This window comes from Mycobacterium sp., from assembly GCF_050700595.1.
Classification (GTDB): domain Bacteria; phylum Actinomycetota; class Actinomycetes; order Mycobacteriales; family Mycobacteriaceae; genus Mycobacterium.
This window is the reverse complement of the sequence record NZ_JBOHHI010000134.1, coordinates 1-24,149: the sequence shown is the minus strand read 5'-3', so window position 1 is coordinate 24,149 and position 24,149 is coordinate 1. Positions and strand designations below refer to the sequence as shown.

At 66.1% G+C, this 24,149-nt stretch carries 23 protein-coding genes and 1 riboswitch; of the genes, 15 read left to right on the top strand and 8 right to left on the bottom strand.

Annotated elements, in window-relative coordinates; translation table 11 throughout:
• Positions 1 to 76 precede the first annotated feature (76 nt).
• On the top strand, positions 77 to 1,684 hold the full coding sequence (locus tag ACRDTL_RS13070; RefSeq protein ID WP_431507129.1) for an FAD-binding oxidoreductase: 1,608 nt from the start codon (positions 77 to 79) through the stop codon (positions 1,682 to 1,684).
• Between the two features lie 22 nt (positions 1,685 to 1,706).
• On the opposite strand, the gene ACRDTL_RS13065 is transcribed toward ACRDTL_RS13070, so the two are convergent.
• Together ACRDTL_RS13065 and ACRDTL_RS13060 are read right to left on the bottom strand one after the other, a co-directional pair.
• A complete protein-coding gene (locus ACRDTL_RS13065) occupies positions 1,707 to 2,456 on the bottom strand; it encodes a hypothetical protein (RefSeq protein ID WP_431507128.1) in 750 nt (249 codons plus the stop codon).
• A 25-nt stretch (positions 2,457 to 2,481) separates the two neighbouring features.
• The gene (locus ACRDTL_RS13060; protein WP_431507127.1) at positions 2,482 to 2,790 is read right to left on the bottom strand and encodes a hypothetical protein; all 309 of its coding nucleotides are present in this window, start codon (positions 2,788 to 2,790) and stop codon (positions 2,482 to 2,484) included.
• A gap of 128 nt (positions 2,791 to 2,918) precedes the next feature.
• On the opposite strand from ACRDTL_RS13060, the gene ACRDTL_RS13055 reads away from it, so the two are divergent.
• Positions 2,919 to 3,698, top strand: a complete 780-nt coding sequence (locus ACRDTL_RS13055) for an HNH endonuclease family protein (RefSeq protein WP_431507126.1) — start codon at positions 2,919 to 2,921, stop codon at positions 3,696 to 3,698.
• 419 nt (positions 3,699 to 4,117) lie between these two features.
• On the opposite strand, the gene ACRDTL_RS13050 is transcribed toward ACRDTL_RS13055, so the two are convergent.
• Positions 4,118 to 4,864, bottom strand: coding sequence for a TVP38/TMEM64 family protein (locus ACRDTL_RS13050; RefSeq protein ID WP_431507140.1), 747 nt, complete (start codon positions 4,862 to 4,864; stop codon positions 4,118 to 4,120).
• Positions 4,865 to 5,068: 204 nt separating this feature from the next.
• Between ACRDTL_RS13050 and mutA the strand changes: the two genes are divergently transcribed.
• Genes mutA through ACRDTL_RS13020 form a run of 6 tightly spaced genes read left to right on the top strand, consistent with a single transcriptional unit; the run spans position 5,069 to position 13,250 of the window.
• On the top strand, positions 5,069 to 6,907 hold the full coding sequence (mutA, locus tag ACRDTL_RS13045) for a methylmalonyl-CoA mutase small subunit (protein WP_431507125.1): 1,839 nt from the start codon (positions 5,069 to 5,071) through the stop codon (positions 6,905 to 6,907).
• Between the two features lie 4 nt (positions 6,908 to 6,911).
• A complete protein-coding gene (scpA, locus tag ACRDTL_RS13040; RefSeq protein ID WP_431507124.1) occupies positions 6,912 to 9,209 on the top strand; it encodes a methylmalonyl-CoA mutase in 2,298 nt (765 codons plus the stop codon).
• The gene (gene meaB / locus ACRDTL_RS13035) at positions 9,210 to 10,199 is read left to right on the top strand and encodes a methylmalonyl Co-A mutase-associated GTPase MeaB (RefSeq protein WP_431507123.1); all 990 of its coding nucleotides are present in this window, start codon (positions 9,210 to 9,212) and stop codon (positions 10,197 to 10,199) included.
• A gap of 52 nt (positions 10,200 to 10,251) precedes the next feature.
• Positions 10,252 to 11,517, top strand: a complete 1,266-nt coding sequence (locus ACRDTL_RS13030) for a serine hydrolase domain-containing protein (protein ID WP_431507122.1) — start codon at positions 10,252 to 10,254, stop codon at positions 11,515 to 11,517.
• Between the two features lie 54 nt (positions 11,518 to 11,571).
• The gene (locus tag ACRDTL_RS13025) at positions 11,572 to 12,672 is read left to right on the top strand and encodes a zinc-dependent alcohol dehydrogenase (protein WP_431507121.1); all 1,101 of its coding nucleotides are present in this window, start codon (positions 11,572 to 11,574) and stop codon (positions 12,670 to 12,672) included.
• Complete coding sequence (locus ACRDTL_RS13020) at positions 12,669 to 13,250, top strand: carboxymuconolactone decarboxylase family protein (protein WP_431507120.1); 582 nt, start codon at positions 12,669 to 12,671, stop codon at positions 13,248 to 13,250. Before ACRDTL_RS13025 ends, ACRDTL_RS13020 begins: the two co-directional genes overlap by 4 nt.
• A 15-nt stretch (positions 13,251 to 13,265) precedes the next feature.
• Here ACRDTL_RS13020 and ACRDTL_RS13015 read toward each other — a convergent pair whose 3' ends face one another.
• Genes ACRDTL_RS13015 through ACRDTL_RS13005 form a run of 3 tightly spaced genes read right to left on the bottom strand, consistent with a single transcriptional unit; the run spans position 13,266 to position 14,440 of the window.
• On the bottom strand, positions 13,266 to 13,685 hold the full coding sequence (locus ACRDTL_RS13015) for a type II toxin-antitoxin system VapC family toxin (RefSeq protein WP_431507119.1): 420 nt from the start codon (positions 13,683 to 13,685) through the stop codon (positions 13,266 to 13,268).
• 3 nt (positions 13,686 to 13,688) lie between these two features.
• Complete coding sequence (locus tag ACRDTL_RS13010) at positions 13,689 to 13,958, bottom strand: type II toxin-antitoxin system VapB family antitoxin (RefSeq protein WP_431507118.1); 270 nt, start codon at positions 13,956 to 13,958, stop codon at positions 13,689 to 13,691.
• Positions 13,959 to 14,011: 53 nt separating this feature from the next.
• Positions 14,012 to 14,440 carry a PaaI family thioesterase gene (locus ACRDTL_RS13005; RefSeq protein ID WP_431507117.1) on the bottom strand — a complete coding sequence of 143 codons (429 nt, stop codon included), beginning with the start codon at positions 14,438 to 14,440 and terminating at the stop codon, positions 14,012 to 14,014.
• A 55-nt stretch (positions 14,441 to 14,495) separates the two neighbouring features.
• Between ACRDTL_RS13005 and ACRDTL_RS13000 the strand changes: the two genes are divergently transcribed.
• From ACRDTL_RS13000 to ACRDTL_RS12985, 4 genes are all read left to right on the top strand, one after another.
• Positions 14,496 to 15,620, top strand: a complete 1,125-nt coding sequence (locus ACRDTL_RS13000) for an NAD(P)H-dependent flavin oxidoreductase (RefSeq protein ID WP_431507116.1) — start codon at positions 14,496 to 14,498, stop codon at positions 15,618 to 15,620.
• Positions 15,617 to 16,249 (top strand): TetR/AcrR family transcriptional regulator, encoded by a 633-nt coding sequence (locus ACRDTL_RS12995; protein ID WP_431507115.1) that lies wholly within the window; start codon positions 15,617 to 15,619, stop codon positions 16,247 to 16,249. Before ACRDTL_RS13000 ends, ACRDTL_RS12995 begins: the two co-directional genes overlap by 4 nt.
• A 2-nt stretch (positions 16,250 to 16,251) precedes the next feature.
• Positions 16,252 to 17,709, top strand: a complete 1,458-nt coding sequence (locus tag ACRDTL_RS12990; RefSeq protein WP_431507114.1) for a flavin-containing monooxygenase — start codon at positions 16,252 to 16,254, stop codon at positions 17,707 to 17,709.
• Positions 17,710 to 17,778: 69 nt separating this feature from the next.
• A riboswitch (M-box (ykoK) riboswitch) is annotated at positions 17,779 to 17,949 on the top strand.
• Between the two features lie 252 nt (positions 17,950 to 18,201).
• Positions 18,202 to 18,432 carry an Rv1535 family protein gene (locus ACRDTL_RS12985; RefSeq protein WP_431507113.1) on the top strand — a complete coding sequence of 77 codons (231 nt, stop codon included), beginning with the start codon at positions 18,202 to 18,204 and terminating at the stop codon, positions 18,430 to 18,432.
• Between the two features lie 40 nt (positions 18,433 to 18,472).
• Here the strand turns inward: ACRDTL_RS12985 and ACRDTL_RS12980 are convergent, their stop codons facing one another.
• On the bottom strand, positions 18,473 to 19,237 hold the full coding sequence (locus tag ACRDTL_RS12980) for a lipase family protein (protein ID WP_431507112.1): 765 nt from the start codon (positions 19,235 to 19,237) through the stop codon (positions 18,473 to 18,475).
• A gap of 113 nt (positions 19,238 to 19,350) precedes the next feature.
• Between ACRDTL_RS12980 and ACRDTL_RS12975 the strand changes: the two genes are divergently transcribed.
• From ACRDTL_RS12975 to ACRDTL_RS12965, 3 genes are all read left to right on the top strand, one after another.
• Positions 19,351 to 19,725 carry an ACT domain-containing protein gene (locus ACRDTL_RS12975; protein WP_431507111.1) on the top strand — a complete coding sequence of 125 codons (375 nt, stop codon included), beginning with the start codon at positions 19,351 to 19,353 and terminating at the stop codon, positions 19,723 to 19,725.
• A 225-nt stretch (positions 19,726 to 19,950) separates the two neighbouring features.
• Positions 19,951 to 23,064: an isoleucine--tRNA ligase gene (ileS, locus tag ACRDTL_RS12970; protein ID WP_431507110.1), complete on the top strand. Its 3,114-nt coding sequence runs from the start codon at positions 19,951 to 19,953 to the stop codon at positions 23,062 to 23,064.
• A 52-nt stretch (positions 23,065 to 23,116) separates the two neighbouring features.
• A complete protein-coding gene (locus ACRDTL_RS12965; protein WP_431507109.1) occupies positions 23,117 to 23,977 on the top strand; it encodes a DUF559 domain-containing protein in 861 nt (286 codons plus the stop codon).
• Between the two features lie 35 nt (positions 23,978 to 24,012).
• Here the strand turns inward: ACRDTL_RS12965 and ACRDTL_RS12960 are convergent.
• The coding region (locus ACRDTL_RS12960) for a hypothetical protein (protein WP_431507139.1) at positions 24,013 to 24,149 on the bottom strand (137 nt) is incomplete at its 5' end.

The following is a 24,149-nucleotide window of genomic DNA, read 5'->3' as shown; positions in this document are numbered from 1 at the left end:
GCCCAAAGTCTGCAACCATCTGCTCGCCATCTATCGGTACGAGATGGCCGATGAGCGTACGGATGGAAGGGACCGCATGCCGGCTAAGACGCGTTCGTGGTGGGGCTGGGGAAACGTCGAAGATGCCGTCGGGCCCGACGAGCGTGCGGCGCTGGTCGGGCGGGTGAGGGCGTTGCTGCCCGACGCGGACTTGGCTGCCCATCAACCCCCGTCGTTGCAAAGCCTCGACGTGCGGCCGCCGCGGGTGAGCGCACCCGGGTCGCTGGCACACCTGGCCTCGGTCGATCTGGCTGATCGGGTGCGGCACAGTCATGGGCAGGCGTATCGGGACGTGGTGCGGTGTCTGATGGGGACGGTCGAGAACGTCGTCGACATCGTGTTTCGGCCGACCACGGAAAATGAGGTCGTCGACGTCCTGGACTGGTGCACCGGTGAGCGGATCGCGGTGATTCCGTTCGGCGGCGGCAGTTCGGTTGTCGGTGGCGTCGAGCCGCGTTTCGACGGCGACTATCCCGGTGTCGTCGCGGTAGATCTCACCGCGATGAACCGAGTACTGGAGATCGATCGGATCAGCCGTGCCGCGCGGATCCAGGCCGGTGTGCTCGGCCCCGCGCTCGAGGACCAACTGCGCGGTGCGGGATACTCGCTGCGGCATTTCCCGCAATCGTTCGAGTTCTCCACGCTCGGGGGATGGCTGGCCACCCGTTCGGGCGGCCACTTCGCCACCGTTTACACCCATATCGACGATCTCACCGAATCGCTGCGCGTCGTGACGCCCGGTGGCATCAGCGAGTCCCGCCGCCTGCCGGGGTCCGGTGCCGGCCCGTCGCCGGACCGTATGTTCCTGGGCTCGGAGGGAACCCTCGGGGTGATCGCCGAGGCGTGGATGCGCCTGCAGGACCGGCCGCGATGGCGCGCGGGCGCATCGGTGCTTTTCGACGACTACGCCGGCGCCGTGCACGCAACGCGAATGTTGGCGCAGTCGGGCCTGTTTCCGAGCAACTGCCGACTACTGGACCCGATGGAAGCGATGCTCAACGCCGGCACGACGACGACGGGCGGAGTTTTGGTGCTGGCCTTCGAGTCCGCCGATCACCCGGTCGAGGGCCCGATGGCGCGGGCAGTCGAGATCGTCGCCGATTGCGGCGGCACGCTGCCCGACGGTGTGCGCAGCAGCGATGCCACCGACGGCAATCCGGCAAGCGACGCCGCCAATACGTGGCGCTCGTCGTTCATCCGCATGCCCTACCAGCGCGACGCGCTGGCGCAGCACTCGATGATTACCGAGACATTCGAAACAGCTTGCACCTGGGACACTTTCGACACCTTGCACGCCGCGGTCACCGATGCCGCTACCGAGACAATGACCGCAGTCGGCGTTACAGGCGTACTAACCTGCCGGTTCACCCACATCTATCCGGACGGTCCGGCGCCATACTTCGGCGTCTACGCCGCCGGCCAGTGGGGCAAGACGGTCGGGCAGTGGGATGACATCAAAGCAGCGGTGTCGCAGGCCTTGGCGGACAACGGCGCGACCATCACTCACCATCACGCTGTCGGTCGTGACCACCGGCCCTGGTACGACCGCCAACGGCCGGAGCCTTTCGCAGCTGCGCTGCGCGCGACCAAGCAAGTCCTCGATCCCGCCGGGATACTCAACCCGGGCGTCCTCATCGATCCGTAACCGCACCGACGAGTTGTGCCGGTTAGGACGGCTGCGGCGGGATCGCCCGGGGCGGCGGGTTGTGCGGGGCCACAAACCAACTGACCTTCGCGCGCCAGGACCGTGCTGAGCCGTACGCGAATCCGACTACGCCCAGACACGCGCATAACCACACCGGCAGGGTGACGTCGATGCCGGCCCACGCGGTGCCCATCTGTATCACGTTGGCCGCCACACCGAACGCTGCTGATATCAGGTAGAGGTCGGCAGTCCCTCTCGAGCGGGGGTCTCCCCGCAAAATCAGGAGTACTTTACCGGCGTAGGCGAACAAGTAGATCAGTAGCGCACCCAATACCAGCCAATAGGCACCGAGCCAGAACGTGCTGACGTGGGCGGGAAACATGTCCGGGTGGTAGCCCTCGCGCGCGATGACGAACACCGCCACCAGAAGCGGCACACCGAACTGTAGCGGCGTTTCGATGTGGCGTCGGAACAGCGCCCGAAGCTGGTGCTCGTCGGCCAGCCGCGCCAACCCATGGTGGATGATCGCGGTCACCGCGACGATCAGGCACAGATGACCGAGGAGATCTTCGATGTTCCACCGCCCGAAGACGTTGTGCAGTGGCGGCCCGAGGGTGGCCGATGCCCACGGCGACATCAGGAGCACGGCACAGCCCTGCAGGGCGATGTTGAGGCTGGCACCGGCTTCCCAGCGCGATCCCCAGGTGTGACGCCGAATCCACAGGCTGCCCACGACGACGGCCAGGGTGGCGGTGATCAGCGCGGACATCATTGTGCGGCAATGCTTTCAGCTGCGATCAGATTGGTGGCTTACTGGGGTCGGGGCGAAGGTCGCTTAGCTTCGGTCGGCTGGGCTCAGACTGCACGTATTCGGTGACCGCCTCGTGCTCGATCAGTCCGTAGCGAACCTGCAGTTCAACCGGGTTCAGTCCGAAAAAGTTGGCCACCTTGATCAGGTTGTCTGCGCTGACCAGCCTGCCCTCGCGCGCGGCCTTGTAGTAAGAGGACTTGCGGTAGCCGAACGCCGCGTATACCTCGGTCGCGGCCAGCGGTCTCCCGACGAGGTAGGGCAACACCACCGCCGGGTCCTTATAACGGTCGTCCATAACCGAGGACATTAGTACTCCGGGACGCCCTCGCCCAGTATCTAAGGCAATTCCGGCTGAATAGTCTATGTTAGTGGACTTAGGTCCATCATCCGATACCGGCGTGGCAGCGCTATGGAGACAGGCAAATGAAGACAGTCGTTGGCCGGCCGCCGGCCAAGAAGTGGCCTTGGGTCGTCGGAGCGATCGCCGCGCTGCTGCTGATCGGCATCGGCGTGCTCGACCCGGCCGGGCCGGCTGACCAGACCGCCGCGGCCGTGCCAGGCACAACGAGCACCCCGGCACCGATCGGGTCTGCTGCTGTCGCCGAGGTCGAGACCGATGGGGAGTGGGCCACCGCACTGGCCCGCCTCAACACACTGGCGATCAAGGGGCGCGCCCCGAAAACCGGGTACAGCCGCGCGGCGTTCGGTCCGGCCTGGAGCGACGACGTCAACGTCGAAGACGGACACAACGGCTGCGACACCCGCAACGACATGCTGCGTCGCGACCTAACCGACATCACCGTCAAGTCGAATGGCTGTGTCGTGCTATCCGGCATCCTCAACGACCCCTACACCGGCACCGCGATTCCGTTCCAGCGGGGTGCCAAGACCTCGACCGCTGTCCAGATTGACCACGTGGTGGCCCTCGAGGACGCGTGGCAGAAGGGCGCGCAGCAACTCGACGCCCAGACGCGCCAAAACTTTGCGAACGACCCCGCTGACCTGCAAGCCACCGATGGGCCGACGAATGAGAAGAAGGGCAGCGCTGACGCCGCAACATGGCTGCCGCCGAACAAGAGCTATCGCTGCACCTACGTCTCGCGGCAGGTATTCGTCAAAAGCCGGTACGGCCTGTGGGTTACGCAGGCAGAACACGATGCGATCGCCAACCTGCTGACCGGTTGCGGCGCGACGGCACCTTGACTGAAATAACCAGTGCAGCACCGAGTTTGCAGGTGTTCATGGCGCGGTGTCGGCACCGCGGTCGTAGTAATCACGAAGTGGGAGGTGGCCAATGGGATCTGCTAATGCAGCGTGTGCATCGACTGTGGAAAAGCGTTCGCGGTGAGCCACGGTGGTGATGGTGTGTTCTTCCATCTACTGCGCTGTGGGCAATGTGGCAAAGCAAAGGCAATCGCGTTCGACGAACGTGGGGAGCTTCATCTGCGGTACGTGAATGGCTCGCCGACACCGCATTGCACGGCCAGATACGTCGACGCCGAACCTGTCTCCGCGGAGAACTACTGGTCTGCTGTCGAGGCGTTCGCCGGGCGTTGTGACTGCCGACGTACCCGCCCGATGTCCCGTCTGCCGGTCCCGAAATTCGAAGAAGGCTGGTGCGGCTAACTCGTGACGCGCCGGCTCAGCGGGGAAGCCGGCGCGATGGTGCCGTCGGGGTCGGCGGTCGGGGCGCGGTGGTGGCGCCGGTGGTGGCGGATCTCGTAGGACAGCAACGCCGCTCCCACAATGCCCGTGCACAGCGACACCAGAAACAGCAACGGACTGACGTCGCCGGTGAGCGCGTTACCCAGGATCACGATGGCGGTCGTCCCGGGAAACAGACCCACCAGCGTGGCAAGTGTGTAGGGCAACACCCGTACCGCCGACGCGCCGGCGGCGTAGTTCAGCACCGAAAACGGCACGGCCGGGATCAGCCGCAGTGACATGATCGCTGGCCAGCCGCGGTTGTGCAGGCGCGTGTCGAGCTTTTCAACGGTCTGGTGACGAACAAGGCGGCTGAGCTGCCAGCCGGCCAACCGCACCAGCACCAGCGCGATCACCGCGCTGGCCGTGCTGGCGATCACCGCCAGCGCCACACCCTGCACCGGCCCGAACAGCAGCCCGGCGGCCAGCGTGAACGCGGTGCGCGGAAACGGCAGTACGGTCACCACGATGTGAGCACCCAGGAACGCCAACGGGAACCACGGCCCCACCGAGATCGCCCAGTCCCGCACCTGCACCGCGGTGGGCAACGGGACCAGCAGCGCCACCGCGATCAGCCCTGCCACCGCGGCGGCGGTCAACACGATCCGCCGCCTGGGCACCTGACGAGCCGTCGCGACAACGGCGGAGGCCAGGCCACGCAGCATGCAGGCGATTTTGCCGGTCGCGGGAGCCGTCACGGGCGATAAGCCTACGGGCCGCCGGTGAACAACGCGGCTCACACACCGGGGCGTTTCCCCATCGGCGGCCGCCCCTCCGATTCGGCGAGCCGGCCGGCATCAATTAGCCTGGTTAGCAAGTGGCAGGCCCCGATCGATGGCCGTCACGTGGTGCGATAACAGGAGCCGCCGGTGTCTGTCGATGTGTCCGCCGAACCCGCCGATCTGGAACAGGGCCGCGCCCGCTGGCGCACGGCGGTAGCCGACGTACTGGCTAAAAACACCCGGCGCGACGCCGGCGACCTCGGGCCCGAACCCGAGCGGTTGCTCGACACCCCGACCTATGAGGGGTTCCCCGTCCGGGCGCTGTATACCGCGCTCGATGCGCTGCCGGAACCGCCGCTGCCCGGCCAGTGGCCGTTTGTCCGCGGCGCCGACGCATTGCGCGACATCAACTCGGGCTGGAAGGTCGCCGAGGTGTTCCCGGACAACGGTGCCGACGACAACGCCGCGGTGCTGGCCGCGCTCAGCGACGGGGTCAGCGCGCTGGTGCTGCGCGTTGGCTCGTCGGGCGTGGCGCCGGCGCAGCTCGAGCAGCTGCTCGCCGGAGTCTATCTGGACCTGTTGCCGGTGATCATCGACGCGGGCGCGGACTACACCGCGGCCGCTGAGGTTCTGCTTCCCCTGGTGGCCGAGCTGGACAAGCCGATGACGCTCTCGGTGGACTTCGGCGCCGACCCGCTCACCGCGCCACTCAGCGGCAGGCGGTCCGCGTCGCTCGACGAAGTGGTCGCGGTCGCGGCCAAAGTGGCCGATGCACAAGGCATCCGCGCGATCACCATTGACGGGCCCGCCTTCCACAACCTCGGCGCCAACGCGGCCTGGGAGTTGGCCGGCAGCATCGCCGCAGGGGTGGTCTACCTGCGGGTGCTTGACGAAGCCGGGTTGCCGATCGCAAAGGCGTTGCGGCAGGTCAGTTTCCGGATGGCAGCCGACGACGATCAGTTCATGACGATCGCCAAGATGCGGGCAATGCGTCAACTGTGGGCGCGGATCGCTGAGGTCGTCGGCGCACCGGAAAGCGGCGCGGCCATCCTGCACGCCGAGACCTCGCTGCCGATGATGACCCAGCGCGACCCGTGGGTGAACATGCTGCGCAGCACGCTGGCCGCGTTCGGGGCAGGCGCCGGCGGCGCGGACAGCGTGCTGGTCCTGCCGTTTGACGTGGCGATCCCCGGCGGCTTCCCGGGCACGTCGGCCAGTTTCTCGCGCCGCATCGCCCGCAACACTCAACTGCTGCTGCTCGAGGAGTCACATCTCGGCCGTGTGCTCGACCCGGCGGGCGGGTCGTGGTTCGTCGAAGACCTCACCGAGCAGCTTGCCCAGCAGGCCTGGCGGCATTTCCAGGCCGTCGAGGAGCGCGACGGATTCGTCGATGCCCGTGGATACTTACGCGATCAGATCGCTGGGATCGCCGCGCGCCGCACCGACGACATCGCGTACCGGCGCACCGTCATCACCGGGGTCAACGAATACCCGAATCTCGCCGAGCCTCCACTATCGCAATCTCATTCCGTCGCAGCCATAGTTCGTTACGCCGCGGAATTCGAAGCGTTGAGGGACCGCTCGGACGCCTTCCTACAGCGCACCGGATCGCGACCGCAGGTACTGTTGCTGCCGCTGGGCCCGCTGGCCGAACACAACATTCGTGCGACGTTTGCAGCCAACCTGCTGGCCTCCGGCGGCATCGAGACCATCAATCCCGGGCCGGTCGACGCCGAAAGTGTTCCACGGGCCGTGTCGGACACCGGATCGCCTGCAACGGTGGTCATCTGCGGCACCGACAAGCGCTATGCCGCGGAAGTCGCAGGCGTCGTCGACGCGGCGCGCAACGCCGGCATCGAACGGATCTACCTGGCCGGGCCGGAAAAGGCGGCAAGCGACTCCACACCTCGGCCCGACGAGTATCTGACCGCGAAAATCAATGCGGTCGAAGCCCTGTCGAACTTGCTGACAAGGTTGGGGGCCTAGGACGGTGACTGCCCATGATGTCGCCGGCAAGCCGGCTCCGGAAACCAACTCTGTTGTCGGTAGCTTCGCCGACGTGCCACTGCATGGTGACCGCGCCATCGAGCCCGCCACCGAAGCCGTCGTCACGCAGTACGTCGCCGCTGCCGCCTCGGCGCATGGTTACACCCCGGATCAACTGGACTGGCACACACCGGAAAACATCGTCGTCAAACCGCTCTACATCGGCACCGACCGCGCTGACGCGGAAGCCGGCGGCTACCCACTGAACAGCTTCCCCGGTGAACCGCCCTACATTCGCGGCCCGTACCCGACGATGTATGTCAACCAGCCGTGGACCATCCGCCAATACGCCGGATTCTCCACGGCCACCGAGTCCAATGCGTTCTACCGTCGTAACCTGGCCGCCGGCCAGAAGGGCCTGTCGGTGGCCTTCGACCTGGCTACCCATCGCGGCTATGACTCCGACCACCCGCGTGTGCAGGGCGACGTTGGAATGGCCGGTGTGGCAATCGATTCCATTCTGGACATGCGCCAGCTGTTCGATGGGATCGACCTGTCGGCGGTCAGCGTGTCGATGACCATGAACGGCGCGGTGCTGCCGATCCTGGCGCTGTACGTGGTGGCCGCCGAGGAGCAGGGGGTGCCGCCGGAGAAGCTGGCCGGCACCATCCAGAACGACATCCTCAAAGAATTCATGGTCCGCAACACCTACATCTATCCGCCGAAGCCGTCGATGCGGATCATCTCCGACATTTTCGCCTACACCAGTGCGAAGATGCCCAAATTCAACTCGATCTCCATCTCCGGCTACCACATCCAGGAAGCCGGCGCCACCGCGGATCTGGAGCTGGCCTACACGCTGGCCGACGGCGTGGACTACATCAAGGCCGGCTTGGACGCCGGCCTGGACATCGATCAGTTCGCGCCGCGGTTGTCGTTCTTCTGGGGTATCGGGATGAACTTCTTCATGGAGGTCGCCAAACTGCGCGCCGGCCGCCTGCTGTGGAGTGAGCTGGTCAGCGGGTTCAACGCGAAGAAACCCAAATCGCTCTCGCTGCGCACCCATTCGCAGACCTCGGGCTGGTCGCTGACTGCGCAGGATGCTTTCAACAACGTGGCCCGCACCTGTATCGAGGCGATGGCCGCAACCCAGGGGCACACCCAGTCGCTGCACACCAACGCGCTCGACGAGGCGTTGGCGCTGCCCACCGACTTCTCGGCCCGCATCGCCCGTAACACCCAGCTGCTACTGGAGCAGGAGTCGGGCACCACGAGGCCGATCGACCCATGGGCCGGCTCCTATTACCTGGAGTGGCTGACTCATCAGCTCGCGCAGCGCGCCCGCACGCACATTCGCGAAGTGGAAGAGCACGGCGGGATGGCGCAGGCGATCAGCGACGGCATCCCCAAGCTGCGCATCGAAGAGGCCGCGGCCCGCACCCAGGCCCGCATCGACTCTGGCCGCCAGCCGGTAATCGGGGTCAACAAGTATCAGGTCGACGAGGACCACGACATCGAGGTGCTCAAGGTCGAGAACAGCCGGGTGCGTGCCGAGCAACTGGCCAAGCTGCAAGAACTGCGGGCGAACCGGGATCCACGGGCCGTCGATGCAGTGCTGGCCGAGTTGACCCGTGCCGCCGCCGCGCACGGCCCGGCCGGCGAAGACGGCCTCGGTAATAACCTGTTGGCATTGTCCATCAACGCGGCCCGGGCCAAGGCCACCGTCGGAGAGATCTCCGATGCGCTGGAAAAGGTGTACGGGCGTCATCAGGCCGAGATCCGGACCATCGCCGGGGTTTACCGTGATGAAGCAGGAGTGGGAGGAGGTGGCAGCATCGCTCCTCTTTCCAGTGCAACCGAACTCGTCGAGAAGTTTGCCGACGCCGATGGCCGGCGACCGCGGATCCTGGTGGCCAAGATGGGCCAGGACGGCCACGACCGCGGTCAGAAAGTGATCGCAACGGCGTTCGCCGACATCGGATTCGACGTCGACGTCGGATCGCTGTTCTCCACGCCCGAGGAGGTGGCCCGTCAGGCCGCCGACAACGATGTGCATGTGATCGGGGTGTCATCGCTGGCCGCCGGACACCTCACATTGGTGCCGGCATTGCGTGACGCGCTGGCCGAGGTGGGCCGGCCGGACATCATGATCGTGGTCGGCGGGGTCATCCCGCCGGGTGACTTCGACGAGCTCTACGCCGCCGGCGCCGCCGCCATCTTCCCGCCCGGAACCGTCATCGCCGACGCCGCAATCGGCCTGCTGCACAAGCTCGCCGAGCGGTTGGGGTACAAGCTGAGCTAGATGGCACCCGATAACGGCGACACCGTCGAGGAGCTGGCGGCGGCTGTCCGCAACGGCGGCCGCGCCGAGCTGGCGCAGGCCATCACGTTGGTGGAGTCCACCCGGGCCGACCACCACGAGCAGGCGCAGCAGTTGCTGCTCGAGCTGATGCCGGACGCCGGAAACGCCCATCGCGTCGGCATTACCGGGGTTCCCGGGGTGGGCAAGTCGACCGCGATCGAGGCGCTGGGCATGTACCTCATCGGGCACGGACATCGGCTGGCTGTGCTGGCCGTCGACCCGTCGTCGACACGGACGGGCGGATCCATCCTCGGTGACAAAACCCGAATGCAGCGCCTGGCCGTGCATCCGGAGGCCTACGTGCGTCCATCGCCGACGTCGGGCACGCTGGGCGGGGTAACCAAGGCCACCCGGGAAACCATGGTGCTGCTCGAGGCGGCCGGGTTCGACGTGATCCTGGTCGAGACCGTCGGCGTCGGACAATCCGAGGTTGCGGTGGCCAATATGGTCGACACGTTCGTGTTCTTGACGCTGGCGCGTACCGGGGATCAGTTGCAGGGCATCAAGAAAGGTGTGTTGGAGTTAGCCGACGTCGTCGTGGTGAACAAGGCCGACGGCGACCATCTGGCCGAGGCGCGGTCAGCAGCACGCGAGCTTGCCGGAGCGATCCGGCTGATCCACCCGCGCGAAACGCTCTGGCGTCCCCCGGTTCTCACGATGAGCGCACTGGAAGCAACCGGCGTTGAGGAGTTATGGGAGACGGTCGAGCGGCATCGTCAGGTGCTGACCGAAGCCGGAGAGTTCGAGGCGCGTCGGCGCGCACAACAGGTCGATTGGACGTGGCAGATGGTCCGCGACACGGTGCTGGCGCGGGTGCTGTCCAACCCCGCGGTGCGCAAGGTCCGTGCAGAGGTGGAGCGTCAGGTGCTGACGGGGGAGCTGACCCCGGCCCTGGCTGCTCAGCAAATACTCAAGGTTGCATCAGGCTAACGGAAAGGTAACTTCAGTATTGTTTGCGGATCGCGCAGGTAGATTCGAAGACATGAGGCCGGTAACGCGCCTCGAGCGCAGAGCAGAGTTGCCGCACGGTGTCCACGGTGCGGCGGATCGAAACTTTGCCTGCGCCGTCCGCAGTTTTGCCAGCTTATTCCCGGGCCGCCGCTTTGGCGGCGGGGCGCTGGCGGTGTATCTCGACGGGCAGCCCGTCGTCGATGTGTGGACGGGCTGGTCTGACCGGCGCGGTCAGCAATGCTGGTCGGCGGATACCGGCGCCATGGTGTTTTCGGCGACGAAAGGCATGGCCTCCACGGTCATCCACCGGCTGGTCGACCGAGGGCTGATCGACTACGACACGCCGGTTGCCGAGTACTGGCCGGAATTCGGTGCGAACGGCAAGGCCGACATCACCGTCCGGAAGGTGATGCGGCACCGGGCGGGCTTGTCGCGGCTGCACGGGGCCACCAAGGAAGACTTGCTGAATCACAGACTGATGGAAAAGCGGCTAGCTGCTGCGCCCGCCGGGCATCTGCTGGGCAAACCGGCGTATCACGCCCTGACCTACGGCTGGCTGATGTCGGGGCTGGCCCGGGCGGTCACCGGCAAGGGCATGCGTGAGCTGATCCGCGAGGAGTTGGCCGAGCCGCTGGACACCGACGGTTTGCACCTGGGCCGGCCACCGGTGGAGTCCGCCACCCGGGCCGCGCAGATCGTCATGCCGCAGAGCACCATCCCCAATCCGGTCTTCAACTATGTGGCGCCCAAGATCGCGTCGCTGCGGGCAGCCGCCGGGTTCGGCGCAATGTATTTTCCCGGCATGAAAGCTGTTGTTCAGGGCGATATTCCGTTACTGGATGCCGAGATTCCCGCGGCGAACGGAGTGGTGACCGCCCGCGCGCTGGCCCGGATGTATGGCGCGATCGCCAACGGCGGCGAGATCGACGGCATGCGGTTCTTGTCGCGCAAGCTGGTGGAGGGACTGACTGGCCGGCACAGCCTGCGACTGGATCACAGCATCTTGGTGCCGTTGTCGTTCCACTTGGGGTACCACACCGTGCCGTTCAACGTGATGCCCGGTTTCGGCCACGCCGGGTTGGGCGGCTCGCTGGGATGGGCCGACCCGGCGAGCGGATTGGCGTTCGGTTTCGTACACAACCGGCTGCTCTCGCCATTTGTGGTGGTGGATCACACCGCTTTCGTCACCACCGCGGCCATGATCCGGCGAGGCGTCACACAGGCCCGCAAGCATGGCTTCCGCAGAGTGGCCGACTTCGGGGCGCCGTTCCCCGAGCCGGGAGCTGTCGCCGGCTAAGCAGTCCCCGCTGCCTGATTGACGCATCAGTCAGCAACTCTCTAGTGTGCCGGTATGTCGACGGCTTGGGCGCGGGCGTTGGTGTTGGAGGCGCCGCGCCGCCTGACCGTCCGGGAGTTCAGGTTGCCGACCCTCGGCGAGGATGACGCGCTGGTGCGGGTGGCCGCCTGCGGGCTGTGTGGCACCGACCATGAGCAGTACACCGGCGAGTTGTCCGGCGGGTTCGCCTTCGTTCCCGGACACGAAACGGTCGGGACCGTCGAGGCCATCGGACCGGTGGCGGCGCAGCGATGGGGTGTGGCCGCCGGCGATCGGGTAGCCGTCGAGGTGTTCCAGTCATGCCGGGCCTGCCCGGCGTGCCGGTCGGGGGAGTATCGGCGCTGCGAGCGCCACGGGCTGGCCGACATGTACGGGTTCATCCCCGTCGACCGCGAGCCCGGCCTGTGGGGCGGCTACGCGGAATACCAATACCTGGCGCCCGACTCGATGGTGTTGCCCGTGCCGATCGACCTCGATCCTGTCGTGGCCACGTTGTTCAACCCGCTGGGAGCCGGAATCCGCTGGGGTACAACGGTTCCGGGTACCAAGACGGGCGACGTTGTCGTTGTGCTGGGACCAGGCATCCGTGGGTTGTGCGCGGCGGCGGCCGCCAAAGAGGCCGGTGCCGGGTTCGTGATGGTGACCGGTCTGGGTCCGCGCGATGCCAACCGGTTGGCCCTGGCGTCCAAATTCGGCGCCGATCTGGCAATCGACGTCGGCATCGACGATCCGGTTGCGGCGCTGAAGAAGGCAACCGGCGCACTGGCCGACGTCGTCGTCGACGTCACCGCCAGGGCGCCAACGGCTTTCGCGCAGGCGATCGCGCTCGCCCGTCCCGCCGGGACGGTCGTCATCGCGGGGACCCGGGGCTTCGGCAGCGGCGCTCCGGGGTTCTCCCCGGACATCATGGTGTTCAAGGAGCTGCGGGTGCTGGGTGCGCTCGGCGTCGATGTCAGCGCATATCGGGCCGCACTGGACCTGCTGGCCGCCGGCCGGTATCCGTTCGCAAGCTTGCCGCGCCGCTGCGTGAACCTCGACGATGCCGAAGACCTGCTCGCCACCATGGCCGGCGAGCGTGACGATGTCCCACCAGTCCACGGAGTGCTGAAACCATGACGTCCTCCCCAGCCCGCATACCCCTGCTCCCGGTCGCTGAGGCCAAAGCGGCCGCCGACGAGGCCGGTGTGCCCAACTACATGGCCGAACTGGCCATCTTCCAGGTGCTGCTGAACCATCCCAGCCTGGCCCGCGCGCTGAACGACCTGTTGGCCACCATGCTGTGGCACGGCAAGCTCGATTCGCGGCTGCGCGAACTCGTGATCATGCGGATCGGCTGGCTGACCGCCTCGGACTATGAGTGGACCCAGCACTGGCGGGTGGCGCAGGGCCTCGGGGTTTCCGCCGAAGATCTGCTCGGCGTGCGGGACTGGCAGGTCCACGCCGGGTTCGGGCCGGCGGAACGGGCGGTGCTGGCGGCCACCGACGACGTCGTGCACGACGGCGCGGTCAGCGCAGAAAGCTGGGCGACTTGTGAACGCGAACTCGGCACCGACCGGGAAGTGCTCATCGAACTCGTCACCGCGATCGGCGCGTGGCGGATGATCGCGTCGATCCTGGACAGTCTGCGTGTGCCGTTGGAAGGCGACCTATCGAGCTGGCCGCCCGACGGACGAGCGCCTGCATCTGGGGGATAGCTGCGGCGACGCCGACTATCCCACAACGTCGTCCGGCCAACAGCCGATCAGGCCGTCGAATACCAGATCCGTTTGCGGAAAATCGTCACCGACGCACAGCAGGGACTCCCCGGCCAGCCGTGCAACCGCATACGTCATGCAATCCCCGAAATTGAGCGCAGCGGGGTGTCTTCCCTTACCGAAGTCGACATACGCACGGTGAGCGACAACAGTGTGAGCCTCGGTGAAAGCGACTATGGCTAAGTCGAATTCCTGCCTTACGCGTTCGTAGACGGTGCGGCCAACCGGACCGTACCGGTGTGACAAGACAATCATGCATTCCGTCGCACTCGGTGCCGCGATCCGGGCTGCAGTAGTGGCCAGCGTCGAAGCGATCTTGGCCGAATGCTGCTCACCCTGAATGAGGGCGATCATGGCCGACGTGTCAACGATCACCGGCTAGACGCCGTTCCCCGAGTAGCCGAGAATCTCCTCCCGTTCCTGCTTGGTGATCGCGGCGCCGGAGCGGGTGACGGGCCAAATCTCGCTCCGAAGCATGTGCAGCAGGTCGTCGACGCGATTCCGGCGCCCGTGGTCTTCTTCGGTGTCAAGCATTGCGAGTTGCGCGCGAAGCGCGTGACGGACGGCACCGGTTTTCGACGTGTGCAATCGCTCGGCGAGTTGATCGGCGAGCATCTGGGTTTCGGGATCTTTGATGTTCAGCGCCATGGTGTAATGCTACCATTATTTGATCAAATACACCGGAGCGCACCGCGCCGGTGTCACACGATCCGGTACGTCTGTACGGCGTGCGCGACGACATTGCCGTCGGCGTCGGCGGCGGTGATCTCGGTGAACGTCAGCTCCTTGCGCCGCCGGGTGGTGCGGGCATGACACAGCAGATCGCAGCGCTTGGCGGCGCCGGTGTACTGGACGCTCATCGCGACCGTGGAGGCGCGCATGCCCTTGTCGAAGTCGTGGTTCGACCAGGCGGCGGCGGCACCCGCGGTATCCATCACCGACGCGATCACGCCACCGTGAAAGTAGATGCCGTCGTTGGTCAGGTCGTCACGAAACGGCAGCCGGATGGTGACGTCGTCGGGTTCGTAGCGCTCGAAGACGATGCCCAACCCGGCCAGGAACGGGGTGGTCGGCATTAGCTCACGCACCGCCTGGCGGCGGTTATGCTGCTGCTCGTCGGTCAAAGCCATAGCCGGCACCCTACTATGATTGACACATCAATCAATAACTCGTAGCGTCGTGGCCGTGCGAACCAGAGTCGCCGAGTTACTCGGTGTCGAGTTCCCGATCTGCGCCTTCAGCCACTGCCGCGATGTGGTGACTGCGGTGTCCAACGCCGGTGGATTCGGCATCCTGGGCGCCGTCGCGCACAGCCCCAAGCGGCTGGACACCGAGCTGACCTGGATCGAGGAGCAGACCGGCGGCAAGCCCTACGGCGTCGACCTGCTGCTGCCGCCCAAATATGTCGGCGCGGAATCCGGCGGCATCGACGCCGGTCAGGTGCGCGCGCTGCTGCCCGAGGAGCACCGCGCGTTTCTCGACGACCTGCTGGGCCGCTACGGCATCGTGTCCACCGGCGAGTCGCTGCTGCCGGCGACCGCCGGGCTCAACGTGTCGCCGAAGGGCTACGAGCCGCTGCTCGACGTCGCGTTCGACCACGATATCCGGCTGATCGCCAGCGCGCTCGGCCCGCCGCCGCCCGAGCTGGTCACCCGCGCCCACGACCACGACGTACTGGTGGCCGCCCTCGCCGGCACCACCGAGCACGCGCGGCGGCACGCCGCCGCCGGTGTCGACCTGATCGTCGCCCAGGGCACCGAGGCAGGCGGCCACACCGGCGAGGTGGCGACGATGGTTTTGGTGCCCGAAATAGTTGATGCGGTAGCTCCGCTTCCGGTGCTGGCCGCGGGCGGGATTGCCCGCGGCCGCCAGATCGCAGCGGCGTTGGCGCTGGGCGCCGAGGGCGTGTGGTGCGGGTCGGTGTGGCTGACCACCGAAGAAGCCGAGACGTCGCCGGTGGTCAAGGACAAATTTTTGGCCGCATCGTCGTCGGACACGGTGCGTTCCCGGTCGCTGACCGGCAAGCCCGCACGCATGCTGCGCACCGCCTGGACCGACGAGTGGGAGCGCCCCGAGAGTCCCGCGCCGCTGGGCATGCCGCTGCAAAGCGCGCTGGTCGCCGATCCCCAGCTGCGCATCAACGCCGCCGCCGGCCAGCCGGATGCCAGGGCCCGCGAGCTGGCGACCTACTTCGTCGGGCAGGTGGTCGGCTCGTTGGACAAGGTGCGGCCGGCGCGGTCGGTGGTGCTCGACATGGTGTCGGAGTTCATCGACGCCGTCGGACGCCTCGATGAGCTGATCGACCGGTGAGCCCCACGACCACCCGCCGGCGCCGCGCGGTCAGCGACGAAGACAAGTCCCAGCGGCGCGACCAGATCATGGCCGCCGCGAAGAAGGTGTTTGCCCGCAAGGGTTTTCACGCCACCACGATCGCCGATATCGCAAAACAGGCCGGCCTGGCCTACGGGTCGATCTACTGGTACTTCGACTCCAAGGACGATCTGTTCCACGCGTTGATGGCCGTCGAGGAGCAGGCGCTGCGCACCCACGTCACCGCCGCCGTCGCCGCGATCGGGAAAACCGACGGCGAGATACCGTTTCGCACCGCCGTGCAGGCGACCTTGGAGTTCTTCGAGGCCGACAAGGCCACCGTCAAGCTGCTGTTCCGCGACGCCTACGCCTTGGGAGACCGCTTCGAAAAGCACCTCGGTGGCATCTACGAGCGGTTCATCGACGACATCGAAACCTTCATCGTCGTTGCCCAGCAGCGCAATCAGGTGGTCGTCGCCCCGCCCCGGATGGTGGCCTACACCCTGGCGGCGCTGATCGGCCAGTTGGCGCACCGGCGGCTGTCCACCGACGATGGCGTCACCGCGGCCGAAGTCGCCGATTTCGTAGTATCGCTCGTCCTCAACGGACTGCGACCCCGGGAAAGCTAACCGTGCGTTTCGTCGTCGTCGGCGCCGGAATGGCCGGGGTGCTCTCCGCGATCAAACTGCGCGAGGCCGGTTTCAGCGACGTCACCGTCTACGAGAAGGCCGACCGACTTGGCGGCACCTGGCGCGAGAACACCTACCCGGGTATCGCCTGCGACGTCCCGGCGCACCTGTACACCTACACCTTCGCGCCCAATCCGGAGTGGAGCCATGCGTTCGCGCCCGGCCCGGAAATCCTCGCTTACTTCAAAAGCGTCGCGAACCGTTATGGCGTCGACAGCCTGATCCGTTACGGCAACGAGGTGCGCCGCCTCGAGTTCGACGGAAACCATTGGCGCATCGAGACATCCACCGGTGAACATGACCAGGCCGACGTCGTTATCGCCGCCACCGGTGTGCTGCACCACCCGCGCTACCCCGACATCGAGGGGCTCGACGATTTCGCCGGCCGCGTTTTCCACAGCGCCCGCTGGGACCACAGCGTGCCGCTGAGCGGTGCCCGGCTCGGGGTGATCGGCACCGGGTCGTCGGCGGTGCAGATCACCGGTGCCCTCAGCGATGTCGTCGACGAACTACTCCTGTTCCAGCGCACCCCGCAATGGATTCTGCCGGTGGACAATCCACCCACCGACGCCGCCGACCGCGAGCGTTACCGGGCCAATCCGGGTGCACTGATCGAGCTGCGCGCGGAACTGAACACCAACTTCATCCAGAGCTTCGCCAACGCCGTCGTCGACGCCGATTCCCCGGCGCTGAAGGTGCTGCAGAAGGTTGCCCACGCCAACCTCGAGGAGAACGTGAAAGATGCTGGGCTGCGGGAGAAGTTGCGGCCCGACTATCGGGCCGGCTGCAAGCGGTTGATCATCTCGCCGAACTTCTACGACGCCATCCAGCGGCCCAATGCCCACCTGGTTACCGCGCGCATCGCGCGGGTTGAACATGACGGTGTGCGCACCGTCGACGGCCAACTGCACCGCCTCGACGTGCTGGTGTTGGCGACCGGTTTTCGGGTTGACCGGTTTCTGCGCCCGATCGAGGTGGTGGGCCGCGGCGGTGTGCGTCTCGACGACCTGTGGGGGCAGCATCCGTTCGCCTACCTGTCGGTGTCGGTGCCCGGCTTTCCCAACCTGTTCATGCTCAACGGGCCCAACGGGCCGGTCGGCAACTTCTCGCTGATCGACGTCGCGGAGGCCCAGTTCGACTATCTGATGCAACTCGTCGGCCTGCTGGCCGACGGCAAGTGCCGCCAGATCAGCGCCGGCCGCGAGGCGACCGCCCGGTTCGAGACCGACCGCCTGGAAGCCGCGAAAAAGACGGTGTGGGTGACCGGCTGCCGCAGCTGGTACCTCGACGACCGCGGGGTTCCGGTCGCGTGGCCGTGGAGCTTTACCCGCTTCCGCGAGGTCATGACACGCCCGGACCTTGCCGACTACGAACTCATAACCGCTGGCCAGGGCTCCTAGCAAACACCCAGAAAATTCACAGACCACCTGAATTGACCCGATCAAGTTCTTGGTGCATCATCGATTGGGTAAGCACCTCGTTAGGTGAGGCGTCTACACGGATATAGGCCACTGACCCCGAACGTCGAGAGACGCCCAGGGTCAGGACAGCTCCTCCCGGCTTAAGGGTTGAGCCCAAGTGGCTTCCGGAGTTTCCGGATACGCCGGGTAGTGCCGAAGCCCTGACGAGTGGGGTGCGGCCTTCGACATTCGTCGGGTTGTACTCCTGCTTTCGAGTTACAGCGCAGATAACTGCGCGTCGCGTAGCCGTGAGGAGGTGAGGGGACGATGAGTTCCAGTGATAGTCCGGATCGATATCCGGGCTCTGTTTCGTCCCGATCCGACCTCCGGCGCATCGTTTTCAGCTAAAGCGAACGTTGCCTCATCGGAAGAACGGCGGGACGGGACACCGAATCCTGTTGTACCCGTTCGACTTGTCCCGAGGAGGCGACCATGACCGCTGTACTGTACGACGAAGTGGTGACGGCAACGCCGACGCCGAAGCTGAGGGTGGTTACTACCCCCCAGCCGACGGCGGCGCCCACCAGGAAAGTCTCCAGGCGGCCTGATCGTCAATTCGGTGGCGACCCATTGGTCGCCGGGGCTGCTCGGCTGCTGTGTGTTCCGCTGCGGCAGGTCTACGCCGCACTGTGGCGGGTGGGCCTACTGGAAGTCGGCGCCTAGACCACCATTGCTCCCGGGCGTCTGAGGCGTCGAAATCGCTTCAGGCCCCGGGAGCCGCTATGAGTGCCGAAAGTCCCTGCCGATACGCGGGCAGGCTGTGGCGCCAGCCGATGTCGATCGGCCCGCCGCTGTCGACGAGGATCTCGGTGCCCACGTGCACGTACGGCGCCGGCGGCACCAGGGGCACGATGTCGAGGAAATTGACTATCCGGAAACAGCGTTCGATGGCCGCGTTGAAGGCGGCGGCGAAATCGCTCAACCCCACCCGCGGCCCGGCGAACGTGATGACCCGCGGCTCGATGGTGTTCGGCGGCATTTTCCGGAAGATATCGGGCGCCGCGAGCACGGCCAGCGCTGCCCCGAGACTGTGCCCGGTGACCAGGATCTGAGTGCACTTGGTGGTCGCGGTGGCGAGGTTGGCGGCGATGCTGTCCCGGACCAGATCGTAGACGTCTTGGAAACCGGCGTGCACCCGGCCGAAGCCCGCGACAGGCAGATAGGTGGTAGGAATTGCGTCGAAGTCCGCAAGCCAATCTGCGACATCCGAGCTACCGCGGAAGGACACGAACGCAGTACCAGTGGTCGCATTGCGGCCCATCAGCCCGAAGATATTGGTGTCTTTGGTCATCGCGGCCACGGCCGGATGGGGGTTGGTCATCGCGGTGAGCGCCACGCCGTCAACCTCGATCAGGCTCGTCTGCACGAATCCCGGTGGCAGCACGGCGGGGCTACCGTCCATGACGGTGTAGGCCGCCGTCGCCAGCGGCAGCACGACGTCGCGCGCAAACGATGCATCGAATGCCACAGCCGGGAGTCTAGGGATTGCCCCCCGCGCCCGCACATTGGAGCCGCAAAAGTCGCCAGACGCAGTAGCGTTGGCGTGACACCCGCCCGAGCCCGGTCCGAGGGGAGCGCGCCATGGCGACCGATCTGACGCTGTATCTCGACGACGAGCCCGGCGAGCTTGCCCGAGTCGGTGACGTGCTGGGCAAGGCGGGCGTCAACATCGCCGGACTATGCGCCCTGACCAGCGGGGGAGGTCAGGCCCAGGTGCACATCCTGGTGCAGGACGCAACGGCCGCCTTCGAAGCGCTGCAGGGCGCCGGCATCAAGGTCGCTGAGGAGCAGGAGGTGATTGTGCTCGCCGTGGAAGACCGTCCCGGTGCGCTCGGCGAGGCGGTGCACAAGCTCGGCGCCGCCAAAGTCAACTTGGAAACCGCCTACCTGGCGACCAGTACCCGGCTGGTGCTCGGCGCCGATAACCTCGCCAACGCCAAGGCCGCGCTCGGCTAGAATCGGCGCAGCGGCGTCGATCCGGCCATCACCGGTGAGCCTTCGGAAGAACAGCTGAGCGCCCAAAAGGGTAAGGCTAAGTAGAACCGAACGGGTAGGCCCGTCACAGCCTGCACAGAGCGGTCGCGCGTCAAGCGCGGCAAGCGGGGTGGTACCGCGGCGCTCGCGCACCCGGCGCGTCCGTCGTCCCCGGGCCTGAGAGTGGCACAGGAGACGACGCAGGACGTGACCGACCACACCTATCCGAAGCTGGCCGGCGGTGCCCCCCACTTTTCGGCATTGGAGCTCGGGGTCCTCGACTACTGGGACGGCGACGATACCTTTCGTGCCAGCATTGCCCGCCGCGCCGACGCTGCCGAATACGTGTTCTACGATGGGCCGCCGTTCGCCAACGGGCTGCCGCACTACGGGCATCTACTCACCGGCTACGTCAAGGACATCGTGCCGCGGTATCGCACCATGCGTGGCTACCGGGTGGAGCGCCGGTTCGGCTGGGATACTCACGGGCTGCCCGCCGAACTCGAGGTCGAACGCCAGCTCGGCATCACCGACAAGTCGCAGATCGAAGCGATGGGCGTCGCCGCGTTCAACGAGGCCTGCCGCGAATCGGTGTTGCGCTATACCGACGAGTGGCAGGCCTATGTCACCCGCCAGGCCCGCTGGGTCGATTTCGAGCACGACTACAAGACGCTGGATCTGTCCTACATGGAGTCGGTCATCTGGGCGTTCAAACAGTTGTGGGACAAGGGCTTAGCCTACGAGGGCTATCGGGTGCTGCCGTATTGTTGGCGCGACGAGACACCGCTGTCCAATCACGAGCTGCGGATGGACGACGACATCTACCAAAGCCGCCAGGACCCTGCGATCACGGTTGGATTCCGCATCGCCGACGGCGAATTGGCCGGTGCGTACCTGCTGGTGTGGACCACCACACCGTGGACGCTGCCGTCCAACCAGGCGGTCGCCGTCAATCCCGAGGTGACCTATGTGCAGGTGCGGGTGGGGGATCATCGCTACGTTCTGGCGCAGGCCCGGCTGGCCGCCTACCCGCGCGAGCTCGGCGACGAGCCCGAGGTGCTGGACAGCTATCGCGGCGCCGATCTTCTCGGCATTCGGTATCTGCCGCCGTTTCCGTATTTCATGGACTCGCCCAACGCGTTTCGGGTGTTGCCGGGCGACTTCGTGACGACCGAGGATGGCACCGGGATCGTGCACATGGCACCGGCCTACGGCGAGGACGACATGGAGACCGGGGATAAGGCGGGCATCGTGCCGGTCACTCCGGTCGACTCCGGGGGCCGCTTCGACGCCACCGTTCCCGATTACCGGGGCCAGCATGTCTTCGATGCCAACGCGCACATCATTCGCGACCTGAAAAGCGGTCGCGGCCCGGCGGCTGCCAACGGCGCGGTGCTGGTGCGTCACGAAACCTACGAGCACCCTTACCCGCACTGCTGGCGCTGCCGAAACCCGCTGATTTACCGAGCGGTGTCGTCGTGGTTCGTCAAGGTCACCGAGTTCCGCGACCGGATGGTCGAGCTCAATCAGGAGATCACCTGGTATCCCGAGCACGTCAAGGACGGCCAGTTCGGCAAATGGCTGCAGGGCGCACGTGACTGGTCGATCTCCCGAAACCGTTACTGGGGCACTCCGATTCCGGTGTGGGTCTCCGATGATCCGGCCTATCCGCGGATCGATGTCTACGGCAGTCTCGATGAGCTGGAGCGTGACTTCGGCGTGCGCCCGGACAACCTGCACCGACCCTACATCGACGAGCTCGCCCGACCGAATCCCGATGACCCCACCGGGGGCTCGACGATGCGGCGCATCCCGGACGTGTTCGACGTGTGGTTCGACTCCGGGTCCATGCCCTACGCACAAGTGCACTATCCTTTCGAGAACCGCGACTGGTTCGAGACGCACTACCCGGGTGACTTCATCGTCGAATACATCGGGCAGACCCGGGGCTGGTTCTACACCCTGCACGTGCTGGCCACCGCGCTCTTCGACCGGCCCGCATTCAAAACCTGTGTGGCGCATGGGATCGTGCTCGGCTACGACGGCCAGAAGATGAGCAAGTCTCGGGGCAACTATCCCGACGTGACCGAGGTGTTCGACCGGGACGGCTCGGACGCCATGCGCTGGTTTCTGATGGCCTCGCCGATCTTGCGCGGCGGGAACTTGATCGTCACCGAGCCGGGGATCCGCGAGGGTGTGCGCCAGGTGATGCTGCCGTTCTGGAACGCCTACAGCTTCCTGGCCCTGTATGCGCGGAAAGTCGGTCGCTGGCGCACTGATTCGCTGCGTGTGCTCGACCGCTACATCCTGGCCAAGCTGGCGGCGCTGCGTGACGATCTTACTGCCGAGATGGAGGTATGCGACATCTCCGGGGCGTGTGAGCAGGTGCGCCAATTCACCGAGGCGCTGACCAACTGGTATGTGCGGCGGTCGCGGCAGCGGTTCTGGGAGGAAGACGCCGACGCGATCGACACTCTGCACACCGTGCTGGAGGTAACTGCCCGGCTGGCTGCGCCGTTGCTGCCGCTGACCACCGAGATCATCTGGCGCGGTGTCACCGGCGGGCGTTCGGTGCACCTGACCGACTGGCCGGCGTCCGGCGATGTGCCCGCGGACGCCGACTTGGTGGCGGCGATGGACCAGGTCCGCGAAGTGTGTTCGGCGGCGTCGTCGCTGCGCAAGGCCAAGAAACTACGGGTGCGGCTGCCGTTGCCGAAACTCACCGTGGCGGTGGAAAATCCGCGGAAGCTGGAGCCGTTCACCGACCTGATCGCCGACGAGCTCAACGTCAAGAAGGTCGAACTCACCGACGCCATCGACACCTACGGGCGTTTCGAGCTCACCGTCAACGCCAAAGTGGCCGGGCCGCGACTGGGCAAGGACGTCCAGGCGGCGATCACCGCGGTCAAGGCCGCTCAAGGCGTCGTCAACCCGGACGGCACGCTGACCGCCGGTCCGACGGTGCTGCAGGCCGACGAGTACAGCTCGCGGCTGGTGGCCGCCGACCCGGAGTACACGGCCGCGTTGCCCGGCGGCGCCGGCCTGGTGGTGCTGGACGCCGCGGTCACCCCCGAGCTCGAGGCGGAGGGCTGGGCCAAAGACCGCATCCGCGAACTGCAGGAGCTACGCAAGTCGACCGGGCTGGACGTCTCCGACCGGATCAGCGTGGTGATGTCGGTTCCCGCCCAGCACGCGGACTGGGCCAGGAGACATCGTGACCTCATCGCGCGCGAGATCCTGGCGACCAGCTTCGAATTCGGCGAGCCGGCTGATGCTGTGGAAATCGGTGATGGTGTCCGCGTGGTCATCTCTAAAATCTGACCCACGAAAGTGCATTCCGTCGGCAGTTGCACTTTCGCGGACAGGATGGGTCTTGGAAACACCGTTCATCGGGACCGACGCGCTCCGCGCGGGCACGTTGTCCGAACGTGAGCTCCGGCGGTGCTGCACACGGATCTACCGCAACGTCTATCACCGGCGCGGCAGAGAGCTGACAGCACGAGATCGGGCGCTCGCCGCGTGGCTATGGTCGGGCAAGGAAGCGGTCGTCGCCGGGAGTTCGGCGGCGGCGCTGCTCGGCGCCAAGTGGGTCGATCCGCAGACGCCGGCCGAACTCATCACCGACCGCAAACGTCCGCCACCGTTGATCATCACCCGCAACGAAACCCTGCTGGCCGGTGAGACCACAACAGTCGCTGGGGTGCGAGTGACCTCACCCGCGCGTACCGCGTTCGACCTCGGCCGGCGGCGCGGCTTCGAAACAGCTGTCATTCGCATCGACGCCTTGGCGCGGGCCACCGGCGTAACCGTCGATGATGTTCAGCGGCTGATTGGTGCCCACCGCGGTGCTCGTGGCATGAAGCAGCTGCGACGCGTTCTCCCGCTGGTCGATGCCGGCGCCGAATCGCCGCAGGAGACGCGGACCAGACTCGTGCTCATCGCGGGCGGCTTGCCCAGACCCCAGACGCAGATTGTGGTGGGCAACTACCGTATCGACATCGGCTGGGAGGAATGGCTGGTCGGCGTCGAATACGACGGCCCTCAACACTGGACCGACCCGAGCATCCGCGCAAATGACATCGACCGCACCGTCAAATTGGAGCGCCGGGGTTGGCGGCTGGTTCGCGTGAGCTCCGAGCTGCTGCGCTACCGGCCGCAAGTTATCGTGGCCCGGGCCCGCGACGCTATCCGTCTCAACCGCGAAAGTGCAACTGCCGACGCGTTTTCCGAGTAGCCCCGTTGCTAGTTGCACTTTCGCGGCAATAGCGACTACCCCCAGCTGGGGAGCCAGATCTCCATGTTCCAGGTCTGCTGCGAAATGGGCAGACCGGTGAGTACCGGGAACAGCCAGGCGAAGTTGGTCACCACTAAAGCAACGTAAGAACACACCGCGATGAGCCCCAGCG